This window comes from Ferrovum myxofaciens (genome assembly GCF_013181415.1).
Taxonomy (GTDB): domain Bacteria; phylum Pseudomonadota; class Gammaproteobacteria; order Burkholderiales; family Ferrovaceae; genus Ferrovum; species Ferrovum myxofaciens.
Window position 1 is genome coordinate 1320108 of the sequence record NZ_CP053676.1, and the last position, 17594, is coordinate 1337701.

At 53.3% G+C, this 17594-nt stretch carries 22 protein-coding genes; 4 read left to right on the top strand and 18 right to left on the bottom strand.

Going from position 1 to position 17594, the window contains the following annotated elements; genetic code table 11:
- Positions 1 to 48 precede the first annotated feature (48 nt).
- The 4 genes from HO274_RS06395 (at position 49) to HO274_RS06410 (ending at position 2333) form a co-directional block, all read left to right on the top strand.
- A complete protein-coding gene (locus tag HO274_RS06395; RefSeq protein ID WP_273122227.1) occupies positions 49 to 825 on the top strand; it encodes a formylglycine-generating enzyme family protein in 777 nt (258 codons plus the stop codon).
- Positions 822 to 1457 (top strand): SCO family protein, encoded by a 636-nt coding sequence (locus HO274_RS06400; RefSeq protein ID WP_273122229.1) that lies wholly within the window; start codon positions 822 to 824, stop codon positions 1455 to 1457. The genes HO274_RS06395 and HO274_RS06400 overlap by 4 nt, the downstream gene beginning before the upstream one ends.
- Positions 1458 to 1556: 99 nt before the next feature.
- On the top strand, positions 1557 to 1685 hold the full coding sequence (locus HO274_RS06405) for a hypothetical protein (RefSeq protein WP_273122231.1): 129 nt from the start codon (positions 1557 to 1559) through the stop codon (positions 1683 to 1685).
- Between the two features lie 207 nt (positions 1686 to 1892).
- Positions 1893 to 2333: a cbb3-type cytochrome c oxidase subunit I gene (locus HO274_RS06410; protein ID WP_197456368.1), complete on the top strand. Its 441-nt coding sequence runs from the start codon at positions 1893 to 1895 to the stop codon at positions 2331 to 2333.
- A gap of 12 nt (positions 2334 to 2345) precedes the next feature.
- On the opposite strand, the gene HO274_RS06415 is transcribed toward HO274_RS06410, so the two are convergent.
- The 18 genes from HO274_RS06415 to HO274_RS06500 form a co-directional block, all read right to left on the bottom strand.
- The gene (locus tag HO274_RS06415; RefSeq protein ID WP_273122234.1) at positions 2346 to 3872 is read right to left on the bottom strand and encodes a transposase; all 1527 of its coding nucleotides are present in this window, start codon (positions 3870 to 3872) and stop codon (positions 2346 to 2348) included.
- The gene (tnpA, locus tag HO274_RS06420) at positions 3869 to 4276 is read right to left on the bottom strand and encodes an IS200/IS605 family transposase (protein ID WP_273122236.1); all 408 of its coding nucleotides are present in this window, start codon (positions 4274 to 4276) and stop codon (positions 3869 to 3871) included. The genes HO274_RS06415 and tnpA overlap by 4 nt, the downstream gene beginning before the upstream one ends.
- A 153-nt stretch (positions 4277 to 4429) precedes the next feature.
- The gene (locus tag HO274_RS06425; protein WP_273122238.1) at positions 4430 to 4837 is read right to left on the bottom strand and encodes a hypothetical protein; all 408 of its coding nucleotides are present in this window, start codon (positions 4835 to 4837) and stop codon (positions 4430 to 4432) included.
- Positions 4824 to 5264: a hypothetical protein gene (locus tag HO274_RS06430; RefSeq protein WP_051862476.1), complete on the bottom strand. Its 441-nt coding sequence runs from the start codon at positions 5262 to 5264 to the stop codon at positions 4824 to 4826. The genes HO274_RS06425 and HO274_RS06430 overlap by 14 nt, the downstream gene beginning before the upstream one ends.
- Positions 5261 to 6556 carry a 4Fe-4S dicluster domain-containing protein gene (locus HO274_RS06435; RefSeq protein WP_082783146.1) on the bottom strand — a complete coding sequence of 432 codons (1296 nt, stop codon included), beginning with the start codon at positions 6554 to 6556 and terminating at the stop codon, positions 5261 to 5263. The genes HO274_RS06430 and HO274_RS06435 overlap by 4 nt, the downstream gene beginning before the upstream one ends.
- A 23-nt stretch (positions 6557 to 6579) precedes the next feature.
- Positions 6580 to 9201, bottom strand: coding sequence for a fused MFS/spermidine synthase (locus tag HO274_RS06440; protein ID WP_273122240.1), 2622 nt, complete (start codon positions 9199 to 9201; stop codon positions 6580 to 6582).
- Positions 9198 to 9590: a hypothetical protein gene (locus tag HO274_RS06445; RefSeq protein WP_273122242.1), complete on the bottom strand. Its 393-nt coding sequence runs from the start codon at positions 9588 to 9590 to the stop codon at positions 9198 to 9200. Before HO274_RS06445 ends, HO274_RS06440 begins: the two co-directional genes overlap by 4 nt.
- The gene (locus HO274_RS06450) at positions 9587 to 9829 is read right to left on the bottom strand and encodes a hypothetical protein (protein WP_051862468.1); all 243 of its coding nucleotides are present in this window, start codon (positions 9827 to 9829) and stop codon (positions 9587 to 9589) included. The genes HO274_RS06445 and HO274_RS06450 overlap by 4 nt, the downstream gene beginning before the upstream one ends.
- A gap of 10 nt (positions 9830 to 9839) precedes the next feature.
- Positions 9840 to 10898 carry a formylglycine-generating enzyme family protein gene (locus HO274_RS06455; protein ID WP_273122245.1) on the bottom strand — a complete coding sequence of 353 codons (1059 nt, stop codon included), beginning with the start codon at positions 10896 to 10898 and terminating at the stop codon, positions 9840 to 9842.
- Between the two features lie 3 nt (positions 10899 to 10901).
- Positions 10902 to 11414: a hypothetical protein gene (locus HO274_RS06460; protein ID WP_031597859.1), complete on the bottom strand. Its 513-nt coding sequence runs from the start codon at positions 11412 to 11414 to the stop codon at positions 10902 to 10904.
- Positions 11411 to 11905, bottom strand: coding sequence for a c-type cytochrome (locus tag HO274_RS06465; protein ID WP_273122246.1), 495 nt, complete (start codon positions 11903 to 11905; stop codon positions 11411 to 11413). Before HO274_RS06465 ends, HO274_RS06460 begins: the two co-directional genes overlap by 4 nt.
- Positions 11902 to 12186, bottom strand: coding sequence for a hypothetical protein (locus HO274_RS06470; RefSeq protein WP_031597856.1), 285 nt, complete (start codon positions 12184 to 12186; stop codon positions 11902 to 11904). The genes HO274_RS06465 and HO274_RS06470 overlap by 4 nt, the downstream gene beginning before the upstream one ends.
- Before the next feature lie 105 nt (positions 12187 to 12291).
- Positions 12292 to 12573, bottom strand: coding sequence for a hypothetical protein (locus HO274_RS06475; RefSeq protein WP_035417611.1), 282 nt, complete (start codon positions 12571 to 12573; stop codon positions 12292 to 12294).
- Between the two features lie 239 nt (positions 12574 to 12812).
- Positions 12813 to 13433, bottom strand: a complete 621-nt coding sequence (locus HO274_RS06480; protein ID WP_031597854.1) for a hypothetical protein — start codon at positions 13431 to 13433, stop codon at positions 12813 to 12815.
- Between the two features lie 70 nt (positions 13434 to 13503).
- On the bottom strand, positions 13504 to 14460 hold the full coding sequence (locus tag HO274_RS06485; RefSeq protein ID WP_031597853.1) for a cbb3-type cytochrome c oxidase subunit II: 957 nt from the start codon (positions 14458 to 14460) through the stop codon (positions 13504 to 13506).
- A gap of 36 nt (positions 14461 to 14496) precedes the next feature.
- Positions 14497 to 15903: a cbb3-type cytochrome c oxidase subunit I gene (locus tag HO274_RS06490; RefSeq protein ID WP_062187826.1), complete on the bottom strand. Its 1407-nt coding sequence runs from the start codon at positions 15901 to 15903 to the stop codon at positions 14497 to 14499.
- A 220-nt stretch (positions 15904 to 16123) separates the two neighbouring features.
- Positions 16124 to 16399, bottom strand: a complete 276-nt coding sequence (locus HO274_RS06495) for a hypothetical protein (RefSeq protein ID WP_197456370.1) — start codon at positions 16397 to 16399, stop codon at positions 16124 to 16126.
- 187 nt (positions 16400 to 16586) lie between these two features.
- Entirely contained in the window at positions 16587 to 17591 is a 1005-nt protein-coding gene (locus tag HO274_RS06500) for a polysulfide reductase NrfD family protein (protein ID WP_031597849.1), read from the bottom strand.
- Between the last annotated feature and the right edge of the window lie 3 nt (positions 17592 to 17594).

Consider the following 17594-nt stretch of genomic DNA (forward strand, 5'->3'; position numbering starts at 1 on the left):
TTTCCACGGAACGGATTCACAAGTGCGGTTCTTTTTGGGAGAAGTCCTATGGTCAGTCTGAGTTCCAAAGCATTGGGGGGACTGATGCTCGTCCTTGCCCTCACCAGCGCAGCTTCCCCTTCCAAACCCACCAAGGTGCAGGATTGCCCTGAATGTCCGGAAATGACCTCGATTCCGGCGGGAAGTTTTGTTCTCAGCGGGGGGGGAAGGGTTACTTTTTCCAAACCCTTCATGATGAGCACCACCCTGATCACCCAGGGACAATGGCGCGCACTCATGCGCCGCAATCCCAGCGCCTTTCCTCTCTGTGGCGATAACTGCCCCGTGGACCGCGTCAGTTGGGAAGATGCTCAGGTTTATATCCTGCGCCTCAACGCCAAGACCGGGCGGCATTATCGCTTGCCCTCCGAAAGCGAATGGGGCTATGCCTGTCGGGCCGGTCTTGCCAGTCCCTACTGTGGGGGCGACACTCTCGATCCCATCGCCTGGTATGGAGAGAACAGTGCCAATCACCCTCATCCCGTGGCCACCAAGGCACCCAATGCCTGGGGACTGTATGACATGAGCGGTAATCTATGGGAATGGACGGAAGATTGCTACCAGAGCACCCGTCGGATCAATCAGGATGATCAGCGTAGCGTTCCGGATAACGGTGCAGCCTGGGAAGGCGATGCCGCTGAACAGGATGGAGAATGTCTGTCGCGGGTGGTGCGGGGGGGGTCATGGAACAATGATACCCACGATCTCGCTCTGAGCAGACGCACTGCCGATGACCCCACCGTGCGCGTCAATACCATCGGATTCCGTGTGGTTCGGGATCAATGAGGACTGGACCCCGATCCTCTCTGTCCGTCATTTTTCTGTTCAGCGCGGCGCTTCTCGTTCTAGGGGGGCTGGGATTTTTCTTTTGGCACCAACCCGCACCGCCCCAAGGACTGGGGGATCGAACCCAGTGGCTGGCTCAGGGACCTTCCTTGCCTCCCTTCTCCCTGCCCTCCACCCAGGGCACCTTGACCCGGAAGTCCTTATCAGGGCACTGGACATTTCTGCTCTTTGGCTATACCCACTGTCCCGATGTCTGCCCCACCGATCTTGCCCTATTGGCCTCGGTATCCCGATCCTTCAAAAGGAGCGGTCATCCCGCACCCCAGGTCCTGTTTGTTTCCGTTGACCCTCAGCGCGATTCCCTGTCCGTTCTGGGACGGTATATCCCCGCCTTTGACCCCTCTTTCATTGGAGCTCAGGCCACCACGGCCCAACTCAGCCCCTTCACCCAGAGTTTGGGAGTCTATGCCGTCCTTCATAACCAGGAACGGGATGGGCGGGGAAACTATGCGGTGGATCACAGCAGCACGATTTTCCTGTTCAATCCCTCGGGTCGCCTGCAGGCATCCTTTCAGGTGCCTCAGACCCCTGACCAGTTATTCCACGAAACCCAGGCTATCCTGGAAAATTAAAAAAGTTTGCCAAGAACCCAAGACTTTTGTTACCATCCCAGTGTCATGTCTGATGGATCTTGACGTCGTCCACTTAAAATTTTAACAGGGGAGAGAAATATGGAAATTATGGATAAAGGGTACATGATCATTCCCGTGATCCTGTTCGTTGGAGGTATTCTGGTGTCCTTGTCCCTCGGTGGCCTGGGCGTCGACATTCTGGCCAATGATCAAAAGAAAGGCAAATAATCCGGATTTATCCCTGGGTCCTTGCTGACCAGAGGGAAATTCTTCAAACACCCGGTGTCTGTTCACCGGGTGCTTTGTTTTTAAGCCTCCCTTTTTACGGACTCTCTTTATACAGGTTGGCGCATGCATTCGCTCTCAGACCTCCGCCGTTTAGTCAAATTTTTCATTGTTTCTGCCACGTCTCTCTTCATTGGAGCCATGCACGGGATGTTGCAGGTGTTTCCCCCCATTCGGGCCTGGCTCGATTCCATTGGGAGCCCCTACGGCGGCCCGGGACATATGATCGACCCCCTGGCCCATGCCCACATGAATTTAGTGGGCGGCGTCGTCACTCTGGCCATGGGCACCACCTATTACTTGCTCCCCCGTTTGAGTGGCAAACGCATCTACTCCCAAAGGCTGGTTCAGCATTCCTTCTGGTGGCTATTTATCGGGGTCTACGGGTTTTATACCACCCAAATGGTCTTTGGCATCTGGGAGGGGTATCTGATGCTCCATGACCGCTCGGCCATGACTCATGCACACCATTTCTACGGCCCTATTGTGGCCGTGGCGGGGACCTGCATGGCGGTGGGATTCATGGTCTACTTCTCCAATATCGTCCTGACCTTGATGGGTCCGGTGGAAAGTACCCGCGCCGAGGACTAAACCTCCCCATGTCTAAAGACAGGGGGTTCTAAGGGCGAACCCGCTGGGGTCTCCTGGCTCTCGTCTTGCGACTACAGCATCCAGGCCATGACCAGCGGCAAACCCTCTATCACAAACGACCTGCTCTAACGGTGTTGCCACCGTGATTTTGCCCGAAGGCTCGATCTTCGCAGGTTCGGAACGCAGCCACCCCGTTTGCAGCAGCACAGGTTTCTGAGCCGCCCACATTGTTTCAATATGGGATGGGTGGTGCGTGTTGCTCATAACGCAGCGTGCGAGGAATGCGGAATACACATCCCGTTGCACAACTCCCGATCCATCCCCCAGCACATGCCACCGCTGACTGAGCGGCTTCTTTGTGAAAACTCCGGTGGTGTGGTCGTACTGCGACATTTTCAGCGACCAGGTGTGCAAATCAATCAACTTGCCGCCAGCACTTTCAGCCTTGCGACGCAATTGTTCGACGAACATTCCGGGTGCTCTGACTTTCACGCTCTTGCCATAATTTTTTTGGAAGGCGAGGTAAGACAGGGTTTCGGACTGGATGACATTTCCCAGTCCGAGAATCTGGTTGGCAAGCTCACCATGGGCGCGTTTGCGCTCAGCCGCCAGCTTGCGTTCTACTTCCGCATATTCGGTGCGGATTGCCGTGTAACGTTTCGATGGTGTGAACTTCTGGCCTTTTTTCCACGTCCCGTTAGCGTTAAAACAGAGCGGGTTCGTGGCACGTTTAGACCTGTCCATGGCACGTTGCAAGCGGCGGGTTTCTTTCCATGGCTGAACCACGGTGTCGCAGAATTTCACCAGCGATGCGGAGTTGTCGCCGACCACAGCAACCGTGCTCGGACCGATGTCCAGACCAACGATTTCGCCACAAGCCTGCTCGTGCTTTGCCGGGGCGATGCCTTCCTGCATGAGTTGCACAAACCAGCGGCGTGAGCCGGAAACAACGCGCCACAGCACGCGGCAATACTTTGTTTTATTGGTGAGCGCTTGGTGCAAATACGGGTCTTGTGTTTTGGAGGGTAGCAAGGCCGGTAGCGTGAGGTCGCCAAACTCGATACAGCCCGTTTCAGGCTTCCAGATGATGTTGGCCGCATTGGTGGTTGCCTCAAGCGAATGCAGGGGGCGGGAAGCACCTTTAAAACGTGGGCGACCGCGTTTACCAAAGGCGTATTGCTGCACGGCTGCGAACACCTGCTCCGCGATGCGCTGGGTTACGTTAGAACCAAGCCGGTCTTTCCATCCCGCTTCATTTTTGCAGGTACGGGCAAAGGTGATGATGGCCGCAGGCGTGAACCCTGCTTCTTTCGAGAGACGCTGAAACTCGCTGCCGCGTAATTTCTTGTCGGCGATGGTGCGGGTGTGCTGCCAGTCTTTCGACTGTTTCAGCAAACCATGGCGGCGAAGTGCTTCGCCTAAAGTGGCGTTGTACAAACGCCTACCCGCCTCCATGCGCCCGATCAGTATCCGGTCTTCACCGGGTTTCACAACCAGGGGAATGCTGAGAACAAAGGTGGGCGTGGCGGTGCGTTTCATTTGTGCTTTTGCTGCTCGATATATTGTTTAACCACTTCAAGCGGTGCGCCGCCAATCGTCGATACAAAGTAACTATTCGTCCACAAGGTCGGTAGCCGCGACTTTATCCACTTAAACTCTTCACGTATCAATTTGGATGACCTGCCCTTCATCAACTTAATCAGCCGGTGTATTCCGAACTGGGGGTCAACCTCTACCAGTAAATGTACATGATCCGGCATAACCTCAAGTTCCAATATTTCACATTTATACTCAGTAGCAACGTCTTGTATAATTTCTTTCAGACGAACGTCAACGCCCTTCACTAAAACCGAACGCCGATACTTAGGACACCAAATAACCTGGTACTTACAGGAGTAAACTACGTTCAGGTTGCTCTTGTATTTTATGGTGTAATCGCTCATGTACTAATTATACAGATGCTAGATATATAATGCAAGATAAATCTAAGTCAAAACCAACTTCCCGCTTTCCTCCCCATGGCTAAAGCGAGGGGATTCTCGCGGTGTGGGGTTGAGTCTCACCCTCACCCGGGAATGAGAAAGTCCGGCAAGCGCCTAGTTGGGAACATGCAGCGGGAAAAACAAAACGCTGTTCTGCGCTTCGTCCGCGCAGTTCAGGCGAACCTGCACCGTACGACGTTCCCCTAGCTCGACCAGAGCGGCCCGCCGGTACACTCCCACCCGCCCATCCTGAATGGCCTGTTTCCAGGGATCAGACTGGGCCGTCCGGATATCCACCAGACAGTGGGAACCGGGTCGATCATGGGCCCCGGTGACCATGACCAGAAACTCATTCATGCCATCCCGGGGGGGACTGGGGCGGGATTCCACGCGTACGGTCCAGTCATTCCAGGTTTGGGAGGTCGTATCCGGCAGGGATGGTTCTGTTTTTCCGCAAGCGGACAGAAAGAACAGCGTACCCCCTCCGAGGATGACCCAAAAGGACTTTTTAACGGGGTTCATCGGTAGTTTTGTTGGATTGAGAACTGGCAGAGTCCCTACCGTTTTGAGAATCGGCTTCCTGCGGCCCAGGATGGGCGACCCCGTACATCCGGACCATGTAGTATACAAAGGTTCCAGCGCCCGCAATATACACCAGCGCCAACAAAAACCCCCAGTCCAGCCAGTGCTTCTGGTGGCCAGGACGAACCCCCCAAAAAGGGAAGGCCAGTCCCACCGCCACCAGCAGAACCACCACGATCACGGCAAAAAACCAGTAAGGCACGGGTTTCTGGGATAAAGGAACACTCTCCAGCAATTCCCAGTCCTCCAGTCCCCGTTTGGCCTTGCGTTCGTCATCGGAGGCATAGCCAAAATGCTCTTTGTCTCGGCGCCCCCATTCGGGTTGGATCTCGCTCAGGGGTGGCTCAGGTTCACGGGTTTGATTCATGGGGTACCTCCCTTGGGGGCTTCTGAGAAATGCTGAATGGCAAACTGGTCTTTCCAGTCCTCCTGCAAGGCATGGGCCTGGATGCGGAAGGAATGCACGCCATGGGACAGGGTTGGCGAGATGGACAAGATCGCGGACAGTCGCCCTGCCGCAGGAATCGTCAGCAGGGTCTGGGATAAATGATACTCTCCCGGTTTCAATCCCTGCACCGATAATTCCACCCTTTCAGGACGGTAACGTTTATTGGCGATTTCGATACGATAATCCAGATCGTTTGCGGCATCTTGCACCTCGGCCCGGTATGCCGCCAGATGGAGAGGTTCCCAGGTCCACAATCCCCAGGCAAAAAAACTTAACCCCAGGGCCATGACAACCGTCATCCAACGGGTGCGCGCGGTCAGGCCGATGGCATTGTTGCGAAAGTGAATCCGTGCTTCCTGCTTGGTTTTACGTTCGCCAAATTCAAAACTCAGCAACCCCGGGTTCCCTTTCTTGGCCTGAAGACGGTTACAGGCATCGATACACTCGCCGCAATTGATACAACTGTCATAGATATCCGTCTTGCGTGGATCGATGTCGATGAAACAGGAGGTCACACAATAGTTACACTTTTCGCAGGCACTGGCGCGACTGGCGTCATAACGCACATGAAGGGTTTCACGGGTCCGAAAACTGTGTTGCCAAACCCGATACACGCAGGCAAAACGGCACCAGAAGTGGCGAATCACAGCAATATCCACCAGAATGATCAATACAAAAACCGCATAAATCCAATGCAGGGAACTGGCCAAGGCGGGATCCGAACGCCAGAGAAGAAAAGCCAGGATCGTGGAAGGGTCATAAAAATAAAATAGGGGAATCACGCCCAGAAACATGGAGGCCAACAGGAAGGCGAGGCCCAGTAACCCCCAGTTCCACACACGATTTTTGGCTGGAGAGATGACCAGTGCCTGACCATCCAGACTGACTTCGGCCCGCTTCCCCAGCAGTAGGTGGGTCATGTAATTGGCCCATTCGGAAAAAATATTCTGCGGACATACCCACCCACAAAATACGGTGCCAGCCACAGAATAGAGCATCACCAGAAGACTGAGCAGGGTGACCCACAGTCCGGCGATCAGAAAGAAGTCGGCGAACCAGATCTGACGATCCAGCACAACCAAGGCACCGGCGCGCGGGTCAATACGAAATAGTCCCAGAGCAGGGACCAAAATAACCAACAAAAGGGTGACTCCCTGCACTACACGACGGTGCAGATGAAAGCGCGAGACCTGTGCCATTGCCCCATTCATTTAGCCCTGCACCTCCCTAAAATTTACTGAAAACTTTCATTCTTCGCCATTCTGGCCTCCCGGTCAAGGGGGGCTTCCTGCAACAGGTTCAGGCGGGTCTTTTCTGCTTCTGCAAATTCATGGCGCTCCCTTTGAATTTTCCAAAGCGCCCTTTGTACCTCCACATGCCAGGGGAAACGGAGTGCCAGTTTGTCCAGCACAACTTCCTTTTGAGCAGCGGACAACGGCGCACGGGTCAACTGAGCCAAAACCTCATCGGCCAGCGCATAGCCCACCCAGCGATCCCGAGGATTGGCCTCGAAGGCAAGGCGAATCAGACGTTCGGCTTCGCCGTCGCGCCCCGTCATACGATCCTGCCAACTTTGCACCAGATATTGGGTGGCATGCCAGGCTGAAGCAAATTCCGGACGCTGGCGTTCGGGCAGATTCAAATCCTGTTCCGCCTGCTCCAGGGAAGGCCGTTGATGCCACAGAGCCGCCAGGGTGGCGTCCAATGCGCTGCCGGAATATTTCAGTCGGGGCAATGAAAAATCAATGACGGGCGCCCATTCTTTCTGAACAGGTCCCGGCGTATCAGGAATTTTACCCCAGTAGCGTCCCATCCAGGTCATCACCCCCTCACCGCCCGTGGCTTCAAACCGTTGATCCGGACCGAGACGCTCCTGACCGGCTTCCACCAAAGACCAGCCTGCCCAGGTTTGGCGAAACCCCACCAATGCCAGATGCATGCCATCCAGAAACAGATAGGCATCGGGAAAAACTCGCCGAAAGGTTCTCAACTCCACTTGGAGAGCGGCAGGATCAAATTGGTTCAAGGCCAGCCATTGAACGAATACTCCACGGGCCGACAAATGATCCCGCACCCGCTCAAACTGTTCCAGGGAGAGCAAAGCCCCCACCCCGGCCAAGTCAGGATGGTAGAGATCACCTACGATGACGTCATAATGGTCTTCCGTAGAACTCATGAAATGCCGGGCATCATCCTGAATCAGTTCGGTTTCACTCAGGATCGGACCATCCACGGGAGTAAAGTAGCGACGTGCTGCTTCGATGGACCCCTGCGACAATTCCACGGCTACCCGCCGTACGTTGGGATACGCCGAACTACCGGCCAGCGACAACCCGGTACCCAGTCCCAAAAACAACACCCGTTGGGGCTGGCCCTGCAACAACAGGGCCAGACGTCCCTGGTTCCGTTGCACAAATGCTGCGGTGGGGTCAGAGGAGGCATCGTGACGTTGCAGGTCGGTGAGGAGAATTCTCTGCCCATCGGGTTGCTCCACCACTTGCGTCATGGCCACGGCATCTTCATAGCGATAAATATCCCGACTTCCAGCCAGTGTTTCCGGCAGTAATTTCTGTGCAGGGGGAAAAGTCCAGAGTCCTGCACCTAACCCCACAAAGCCCACCATCAAGCCCCCCTGCAGCAACGTCCAGGGACGGGTCCAGGTCAGACTGGCACCCAGGATCAAAAAAGCGCTCCAGACCAAAGTTCCAGTGGTTCCCAGCCAGGGCAGCCAGACAAAACCCGTCAGCAGAGCCCCCAAAGCGCCCCCCAGGGAATTGGCTCCGTACAGTTTCACTCCGGTCCGGAGACTGCCCTGCTCTTCACTCAGAAGAGGAAGCCATAGTCCCAGGACAAAAGTCACCGGGAAAGTAAGTACGGTCAAGATCAGGCCTTGCAGCAGAAGCGCCTGGGTCAGCGTTTGGCCCAGCGGGTGTTCGACCCAAGCCGCCACCACCGGCAATATAGCCAGTCCTGCCAGGACGCCGCCGGCAGCCATCCAGGGGAACACGCTGCGGAATCGTCGCAGAGTGGACTGCCAGCGGGTCGCCACCAGACTGCCCAACCCGATACCCACCAGAAAGGAAGCCAGAATCAAAGCCAGGACATACTCGGTACGCAGAAACAATAGTCCGAAGAGGCGAGTCCAGGCGATTTCCAGGGAAAGACTGGCCATCCCCAGAATCCCATAAAAAAGCAGGAGCATCGAATCGGTTCTTCCTGATTTATCAGTGGGTGCCGTCGACCCCTGGTCCTGAACAGAGGCATGGGTTCCCTCGAAACGATCCAGCATCCACCACCCGCCCCCCAACGCGGCGCCCAGCAGTGCGATCCCACGCAGGGCCTGGACCCAGCCGAACATCGGCAGCAGAATCAAGGGAAGCAAGGCGCCCAAAACGGCACCCAGCGTATTGATCCCGTAAAGCAGTCCCAACCGTCCAGAAACCTGTTGGCCAAGCGACAGGACCAGTGGGAATCCGGCCCCCAGGGCCAGGGCGGGCAGGGTCAGCAGGAGAAAAGACACCAGGGCCAATCCCAAATGCCAGTTCAGAGCGCCTTGATGGGAAAACCCCGCCCAAAGGGCACGTTCTTCAAGGGGGGCCAGAAAGGGCAAAAGGGCGGAGAAGAGGGCCACACTCACTTCCAGCAGGGCGAGTAGGCGCAGGGGGCGGCGAAAGGTACGGCCGGACAAAGCCAGCGCGCCCAACCCCAGTCCCGCCATGAATGCAGCCACCGTAATGACCACTCCAAAGACACTCAGACCAAACTGGAGGGTTACCATACGGACCCACAGTACCTCATAGGCCAATCCCACCAGACCCGACAAACCGTACAGGGCCGGAATCAGGAAGGGGTTCAAAAGGGGAAGAACCAGGCCACCCCCACGATGGCATGAACCAGGGCCAGGGTCATGGTCAATCCTGCCATGATCATGTGAGGTACAAACCAGGGTTTGCCATAGATGCCCATGCCGATGCCCAAAACTCCCGTCACCAGAACCATCAGGATGAGCGGGACACCCATGATGAACATGATGATTTTTTTCTTGTGGTCATCTACCGGCGTCACCCCATCGTCCTTGTCTCCCTGCTGCTTCTGAAATGCCTCCATCACCTGAACGGCATTAGGATTTTGGGGGGCGTCCGGAGCCGCCAGTGCAGGCCGAAAAAGCGCCAATCCCAGGATAAATATCATCCAGGTCAAAAGAGACCACCCCCCACGACATCCCAGAAAGCCGTGGGATTTCATGGATGATCCTCTGGAGAAGAGGGGGGATTGGGGGGCGTTGGTTTCTTTTTGAAAGAAAAATACCAGGCCAGCACACCCATCAGGATAAAAGGGGCGAATATGCCAATCAGCAAAAAGAGGAAAATATTCCACGGGGTATCCACGGTCACATGCAGATAACGATAACTATCTACGGCATGGGCGTTAGAAATCCATAGACACTGCGCCAGCAAGGCTGGAATACGAAGTTGACGCAACATGGGTCAATACTCAGTGAGAGGAGGGAAGGGAACTGGCACAGCGAAACCCATAAAAGTCAGAAGTCATGTTGGCAAAGGCATTATCGCGGTGAAAAAGTGAGGTAGAAAAGGGATCACTTTTCCAGGATCCGCCCCGCAGCACCTTGTAACTGCGTTTGATCAGTTTTTGATCAGAAATCCCCAAGTTGCGATCCTGGGAGGATTCCTGAACGGACACCTTGCCTTGAAACACGATGGTGGGCGCAATGGATCCAGGGTAAGGGGCAAAATCGCTGTCGGTCCATTCATCCACGTTACCTGATAAATCAAAGACACCGTAGGAACTGGCTCCCTGGGGATAATCGGTTACCGGCGTCGAAGAATTGCGGTTGTAGTAAGTATTCAATTTGGTCGGGTCCATGATATTTCCCCAGGGCCAACGGCGTCCGTCCTTGCCCCGTCCGGCTTTTTCAAATTCAGCTTCCGTGGGCAAGCGCTTATGTGCCCATTGGGCATAAGCTTTGGCATCATACCAGGTCACCAGAGTCACCGGCAGCAGCAACGCGCCCTGGGGAATCTTTCCCCCCTTCCAGTTGAGCGGCGGACGATGTCCGGTGGCTGCCACAAAGCGGGCATATTGCGCATTGGTGACGGGGTATTTGTCGATGGCATAGGCGGGAAGATCCACCGTATGCTCCGGCTTGTCGGGAGGATCAGCACGATCGAGATTGGTGCCCATCCGAAAAGGACCCGCGGGAATGGTCACCATGGTGTTCAGATCTTCCCATTGTTCGCGGCTCAGCAATCGATCCGCCTCCTCCACCGTGTAGCCGCCCTTGACTTGACCACTCTCGTGCTGTGCGTGTATCTGGATATCCTCACCCGCTGCGCGAATATGGCTATCGGAATCGTTGATATTGTAGGACACCAGATTGCGCATATCCTCCATGCGCCCTTGTCCCAATTTGATGACATGTAACGAACTGCCAATCATGACGATGCCAATACAGGTCACCAGGGTGGCTGACAGGATTTTTTTGCGCTTGAGCCGTTCCTCTGGCGTAGAGGGTGTTTTAGGAGAAAGTGCCACCGTTTACTCCCCGGGTTTCTGCGCGCGTTGACGACGTTGACGCTGACGTTCTTCTCTTGCCAAACGTTCCTGATAGATCATCTCGAGGGTCTTTCGCCCATAGTAACGTTTGATCACGGATTCGCCGATCACTGCGCCCACCATCCCAGTTTCCATGGCCAGGATGATGAAGAAACCCCACCATCCCATGGGAATCAGATGACCGTACTCCGGAACCCCGGTTATTTCCGCGACATTGAAATAACTGATGCCCCGGACAATCAAGGGGGTGGCATAACACAGCCATTTACTTCCCTTGCCAAAAATCAACGCCAAAAAAAAGTTCGCAATCAGGGGGACGAGAAAGACATCCAGCATCCAGCGAAAAGAAAAATAATCCAATGCATTGGTAAAGACTTCGATGGTGACGCCCAGCAGACGGTCCCCAAAGTGATTGATGGCAGAGGCGACGCCCAATCCGATCAGCGCCCGCCCCCACTTACCCGTATCTTTTTCCTGTGGAACTACTTCCGTCATTTTTTGTAGTCGTCCTTCCCCGTGAGTTTTTCATATTCACTTTTTTTGGTTTCTTCAAGATACCAATCCTTGACATGCAAACTGGCCAGATAATGAGCCAAGGTTCTTCTTTCCTGCTCGGGAAGCATGGCAAAGGAAGGCATGCGGTATTCGGGCTTGAGGCGACTGGGCAGCAGGGCCTGAGGATGGGGAGACGATAAATACTGGTAAAGCCATGCCTCGCTCCGCAAATCACCCATCCCGTCCAGTGAAGGGGAAGGAACCGACTGCATGATGTTACGAACGGACCAAAGGGAATGGCATTGACGACAGTCATTCTGCCGAATCAGATCAGACCCTTCCCGCGCCAATTCAGGTGTGGCAGTGGTGTAAAAAGGCACCCCACGGTCAACGTTCTGATCACCTTTTTCGTGATGGATAATGTTTTGCACAACACCCGCCACCGCCAGGGCCCCGACCAGGCCCAGCACGACCCACTCACCCCGTTTCATGTCGTCTTGGTTTTCCTGACTGCCGCCGCTTGGTCTGCCAAAACCTCAGCCCTTCTGGCTTCCTGTTTCGCCAGGACTTCACGACTTTTGGCATATTCTTCCGGACTCATCTTATCCTTGTCGCTTTCTTTGAACACCAAGTACTTGATATCCTCATCGAACTGTTCGTTTTTTGAGCCCCAGCGTATCCCATAAATACTCACGGCAATGATAAGTCCTCCGGCAACGAGCCACAGGTAGATGGTCCACCCGTCGGGTAAGGTATCAAGGTAATTGCCCATGCCAAACTCCTGTATAAAGGTTGTGGTTATTCTAACACTCTCTCAACGATGTTGGAGTTGTCATTCCTGCAAAGGTTCAAAATTCCCAACCCCTTTCCACCACAATTAAAACAGATAACCAGTCAGTAGTTGTGTAGCACCGAAACCGGTGGCCACCACCACGCCCAGGATAATGGCGATGAACATCAGGCGTTCCCCGATACGCATCTTGGTGGGCGCATATTTTCCCTTGAGCAGGGAATAGATGATTCCGGAAAACACGGCAATGCCGATCATCAGAAATACAAAAATATAGACGCTGAACCGTTGACTCCTCATTCCTTCGATACTCATATCGATTTTGCCAGAGGTCGTTGCAGTCACGAGATGCGAGATTTCATTGATCATGAGTTAGAGTTTCGAATGAAGTCAAAAAAAGTGCCATACCGTCAGGTATGGCACTGGGAGTCATTTAACTGGTTATGGTTTCATATTGCCAGCAAAACTCATTATTTTTTTTTGTCGAAGTTATCTACAAAGAAACTATAGAGAAAGGGACAAATAAAGGCAATACTGATGGGCAGAGCAATGGCCAAGGGGCCGTAATCCAAGTCGATCATGATCTCATCTCCTTAATATAGGCGTGCTCAGTGATCATGCTTGGGTTGCCACGAAGTGGGGGGCAACCGCTTGATCATGGTAAATACTGCTAAAAAGAAATAGCTCAGATAAAAAACATCGATGGTGTACCCCTTGTCCCACCAAGGCTGCTGGCGGATACGGGAGCCGTCTGGACGATAGTTTCCTTCAAAGTTGGCAGTGACCACTTGGTCTCCCACCACTTCAAAATCATGCATATGCGCACCCTTGGCTTCCAATGCCTTGATTTGGGGGGCAATCATGCGCAGATCGTCCATGCTCAAAGGATGCCGTTCCAACAATGCATCATTGGGCGTTCCTTTGTTCATTTCCACGATCTTGGCCATGGCTTCCTTGTCATCCTTGGCAGCCAAAACTTCAGGTTTGTCCATGGAATTGACGTAGGGCTCGTACAGAGCCGCCGTCGGACGTTGACCCCACAGAGGGAAGGTAATGGCGAATGCCGTAACCACCGTCAAAGCAACCAACCACACCACAGGAGCGGGAACCGGGTTATTGTCTTCGTGCACTCCACCCAGATTGTCATCTTCCCACAATTTTTCGTCCTTACGGATCTTTTCTTCGTCAGAAAGGGTACGCAGGGGCGAATCAAAGGACCAATTACTCATAGAGACCTCCACTTATTATCGACTGTCCCAACCCCCTGAAAGGAAAGGAACAGTCAGTTTTGTATCAGATTTACTTGAGCGACAAAACGAAGTCGATCAACGCGCGGGCATCAGAATTGCTGGCATACATGGGAACTTCAGGCGGTGTAACCCGCTTTCCGTCCACATACTCGTTATATTCTGCACGCCACTTGTCAAAATCGATCTTCTGACCCTTGTCATCGATGGGTCCCCAAAGATAATCGAAACGGGGCATGATGGAATGGGGCTGAACCAGACGCGGATTGAAAAAGTGCAGCATCATCCATTCACGGGACGAGTTCCGTGACCCTACATGGAGAATATCCGGTGCCTTGCGGTCAGAACCAAAGGCAGTGGGGGATTCACCATTGAAGTCACCCAACATGGGAGGGGCACCAAATACTTGCCAATCCTGGGTTTCTTCCGGCAGAAGGGTATGACACCACCAGCAGCCTTCACGGACGAAAATAGCTTTTCCATAGGAAGCATGGTAAGTATTTTCGTCTCCGGCCGCTTTCATGACTTCTTCTGGATTCCAGCCCTTGGTGGCCGAAGCATTTTCAATGTAGAACTGCTTGGATCCATCTCCCTGAGGCTCGGAAGAGAGCAGGAAAACGGCACCTTGGGACTTGGTGGCTTCACCGATCCGACCCTTGTCTCGGCTCAACTGTTCCACAATGTTCCCGAGGTTATCGGGGTGGTCCACACCATTGGGAAGAGGTGTCCCCGCCGGATAAACATAAGCGACTGTAGAGGCCATGGGTTGACCCGTTTTCGGGTCTGTTTTCAAGGTCACTCGTACCGGACGATGCTCCCCCGTCAGGAAAGGATCATCCAGACTGAACCCTGATTCATGACCAGCCCAAAGTTGCTTGTCCAGAGCCACCTCGGTGGCGTTTACATTGCGCAAGTCAAAACTTGGCATAAACAAGGTGATCGTCATCGAACCACCTAGGGCAAGACCGAAAAAACGCGCTCCGATCTTGTACTCTCTAAAATTGACCATTTGATATTCTCCTCCAATTCTGCGATCAGTGGCCGATTAACGTTCGTAGGCCAGTTCGTGGGCCATGCGTCCCTCTGGAATCACCGTTCCAGCACGTGCAGTCATCCACATGTTGTAGAGCCAGAAGCAGTTTCCTGTGAACACCAGGGAACCACCGATCCAGCGTGCAATCATGTAGGGATGCTCTGCCATAACCACGTCGATGTAGGGGACTTCGTAAATCTTGCCCGCCCCTTGAATCAATCCGGCAATGGTCATGGACACCCAGTAGGTCGTGAATCCGATCAACAGAAACCAGAAATGCAGATTTCCCAAGGTCAGCGAATACAACTTGCGTTTCATCAATGTTTGCAGACCCAGGTAGACAGCGGCAGCTTCCAGGAAGGTCGAAAAACCCAGGAGAGCCAAGTGGGCGTGGGCCACGATCCAGCCTGTCCCGTGAATGTACCAGTTGATGGCGCGGGTTTGTTGGAAGCCCCCTTGCATGTTCAGCGGAATGGCCATCAGACAGCCAGTTACCGTGAAACGAATCTCCAGGTTTTCCACAAACATGTTCCATTTCCCTTGCATGGTCAACAGAATGTTGGACACGAAGGCAACGGCGGGCACCAGAATCAGCACTCCTTCCACGGAAGCGAAGGATTTGAGCCATTCAGGCAAGGGTGCAGACATCAGGTGATGGGCTGCGGGCGTGGAGTAGAACACCACCACTGACCAAAAGTGCAAGTGACCGATCCGGTGAGAATAGAGCGGATTACCCGTCACCTTGGGAATGGTGTAGTAGGCAATGGCCGCTGCTACCGGCGTGATCCACAAACCCAGCACATTGTGCGCAAACCACCAAGTCAGGTAGGCTTCGGTCAACCCGGTCAGATGGAACCACTCGGGCAGGTTACCCACAATGAACACGATACTGACCATGAACACGGCAGAAGCAAAGAACCAGTTAGTGGTATAGATCCCCTGTGTCTTGCGGTTAATGACGGTCATCCAGACATTGATACCCAAGGGAATGGTCATGAAGGTGGCAATGTACAGATCGATGAACCAGGGGAAGTCAGAATACTCCCGCCCAGAGGTCATCCCGGACCACAACAGCGTCAACCCCAGAGACAGCCCGACATTCCAGAGAAATGCATTCCAGATGCCCAACTTTTCCGACCACAACTTGGTGTTACCCAATGCCGGGGTCATGTACATCATGGCCATGGCAAACGCCATGGAAATCCAGCCAAAAATCACGGCATGGACGTGTACTTGACGCATGTGACCAAATGAAACGAATTCCAGACCCGTGACAAAATCAGGAAATGCCAACTTTGATGCATTGAAGGCACCCAGCCCGGTCCCAATCACAAACCAGACAATCGCGGAGAAACCGAAATAAACCGCAGCCGATCCCTCCGGAATATCCTCGCTACGCGCAAATAGGTACTTGAACATCTTGAACCCCCCCTGTTGTTTTCTATATCAGATTACGTAAGTAAATGAATATGTGTTATTGGAATGAATTAATGGTGACCGTGACGCTTGCGGGGCATCAGGACATACCAGGAAAGAAGCATGCTGGAGAAGGCAAGAGAAATCCCCAGAACTGCAGCAATGGTACCGATCATTTCAATGTCTCCTTGACGCGAATGGCGCGAAAATGGTTGGATGAGGCTCAAGCGGCGTTTTCAATGGCGTCATGCCGTTGAAAAGCAATGGCAAGAATACCGATATAGGCGAAACCGAAGACGAGCATACACCAGTCGATAAACCCGGTGAAGGTATGAGGATCATAGGCTTGACCGTTCCATCCTCCCCAGTTATTGAAGTCACCGCGCCCCAGGAAACACATCAAGGCTGCACCGAACACACTGCCATTGCCCATACCCGTCAGCATTCCGCCGACGATCATGCACCAAAAGCCGCGCGACATGATGGATTTTTTTTGCATTCCTCCCCCCTCTCTTTCGTTTTCACTGAAATTAATGATATTCAGCAAGTTACAAAACTTTTTATTTTGCTGATTATCTCTCTTGTCCCAACTTTGGGTTGTTTTCCTACGGTTTCAACCTCTCATGCCACTTTATACCAGCATCCAGTGCGGTTTTCAACCCATCCGCACTGGAAATTCTTCTTTCTTACTTGATCACCTGAGTGTTTCTCAAGCGGCTGCGTACAATCAGGAAAGCAGTGACCATCACCACCACCGTCACGCCGATGTCAAAACTGCCGGTCATGGGAAAGTGAGGCGTGGGGTAAGTTCCAGAAATCCAGGTATAACGCTCCACCCAACTACCCAGAACGATGTCACAGGCAATGAAAAAAATCACCCTGGGATTGTGCCGGCTGAAGGGAAAAACCAGGGTCACAAAGGGGATGATGAACTTCATCACAAAGAACATCCAGAATAGAGGACTGTAGACACCATACTGCATCTGGTAGATACGGCCCGTTTCTTCCGTAATATTTCCGTACCATATGATGAGGTATTGCCCGAAGAAAGTATAGATCCATAAAATAGTAAATCCCAGCATCATTTGCGCCAGATAATTGAAGATCTGTAGGCGAATCTTTTGCTGGATCACCCCGGTATTCTGGAGAATGGTGAGCAGAATTACGAAGGATGCCAGAAACATACCCGAGACACTGACGATATAGTTCACGGAAAACATGGAACTTTCCCAATGAGGCAAGAGGGTCATCTCGAAATCCCAGGCCACCATGGTGCAGTACAACACATGAATAAAGGGAATGGCCGCAGCGAGTGCCTTGAAGCGGGACAGATTTTCCGGAGAGTCTTCAGAGGTGCGCTGCAAGCGAACAAATGAACCATAAGCCAGTCCCACGATGATGATGCCGGCAATCTCGCGCACCCGTAAAAACTTCAGGTTGTTCCACTTGGGCAGATGCTCGAAGGTGCCCGCCCAGGGAAAAGTCATTTCCCCCCCAAACAGCAAGATGAGCAGAAGTATCACAGCGAGGGGATACAAGGCAAAGAAAGCAACGGAAATGTGGCGAACTTCATAGCGCCACTTGGCATTGACCAGATGCAGCAGGCAAGGCAGAGCAACTCCTGCCAGGCATAGGTGCAACACGATCAGAAAGTCCACGGTCAATACTGACCAACTTGCAAATGGAATCACGGC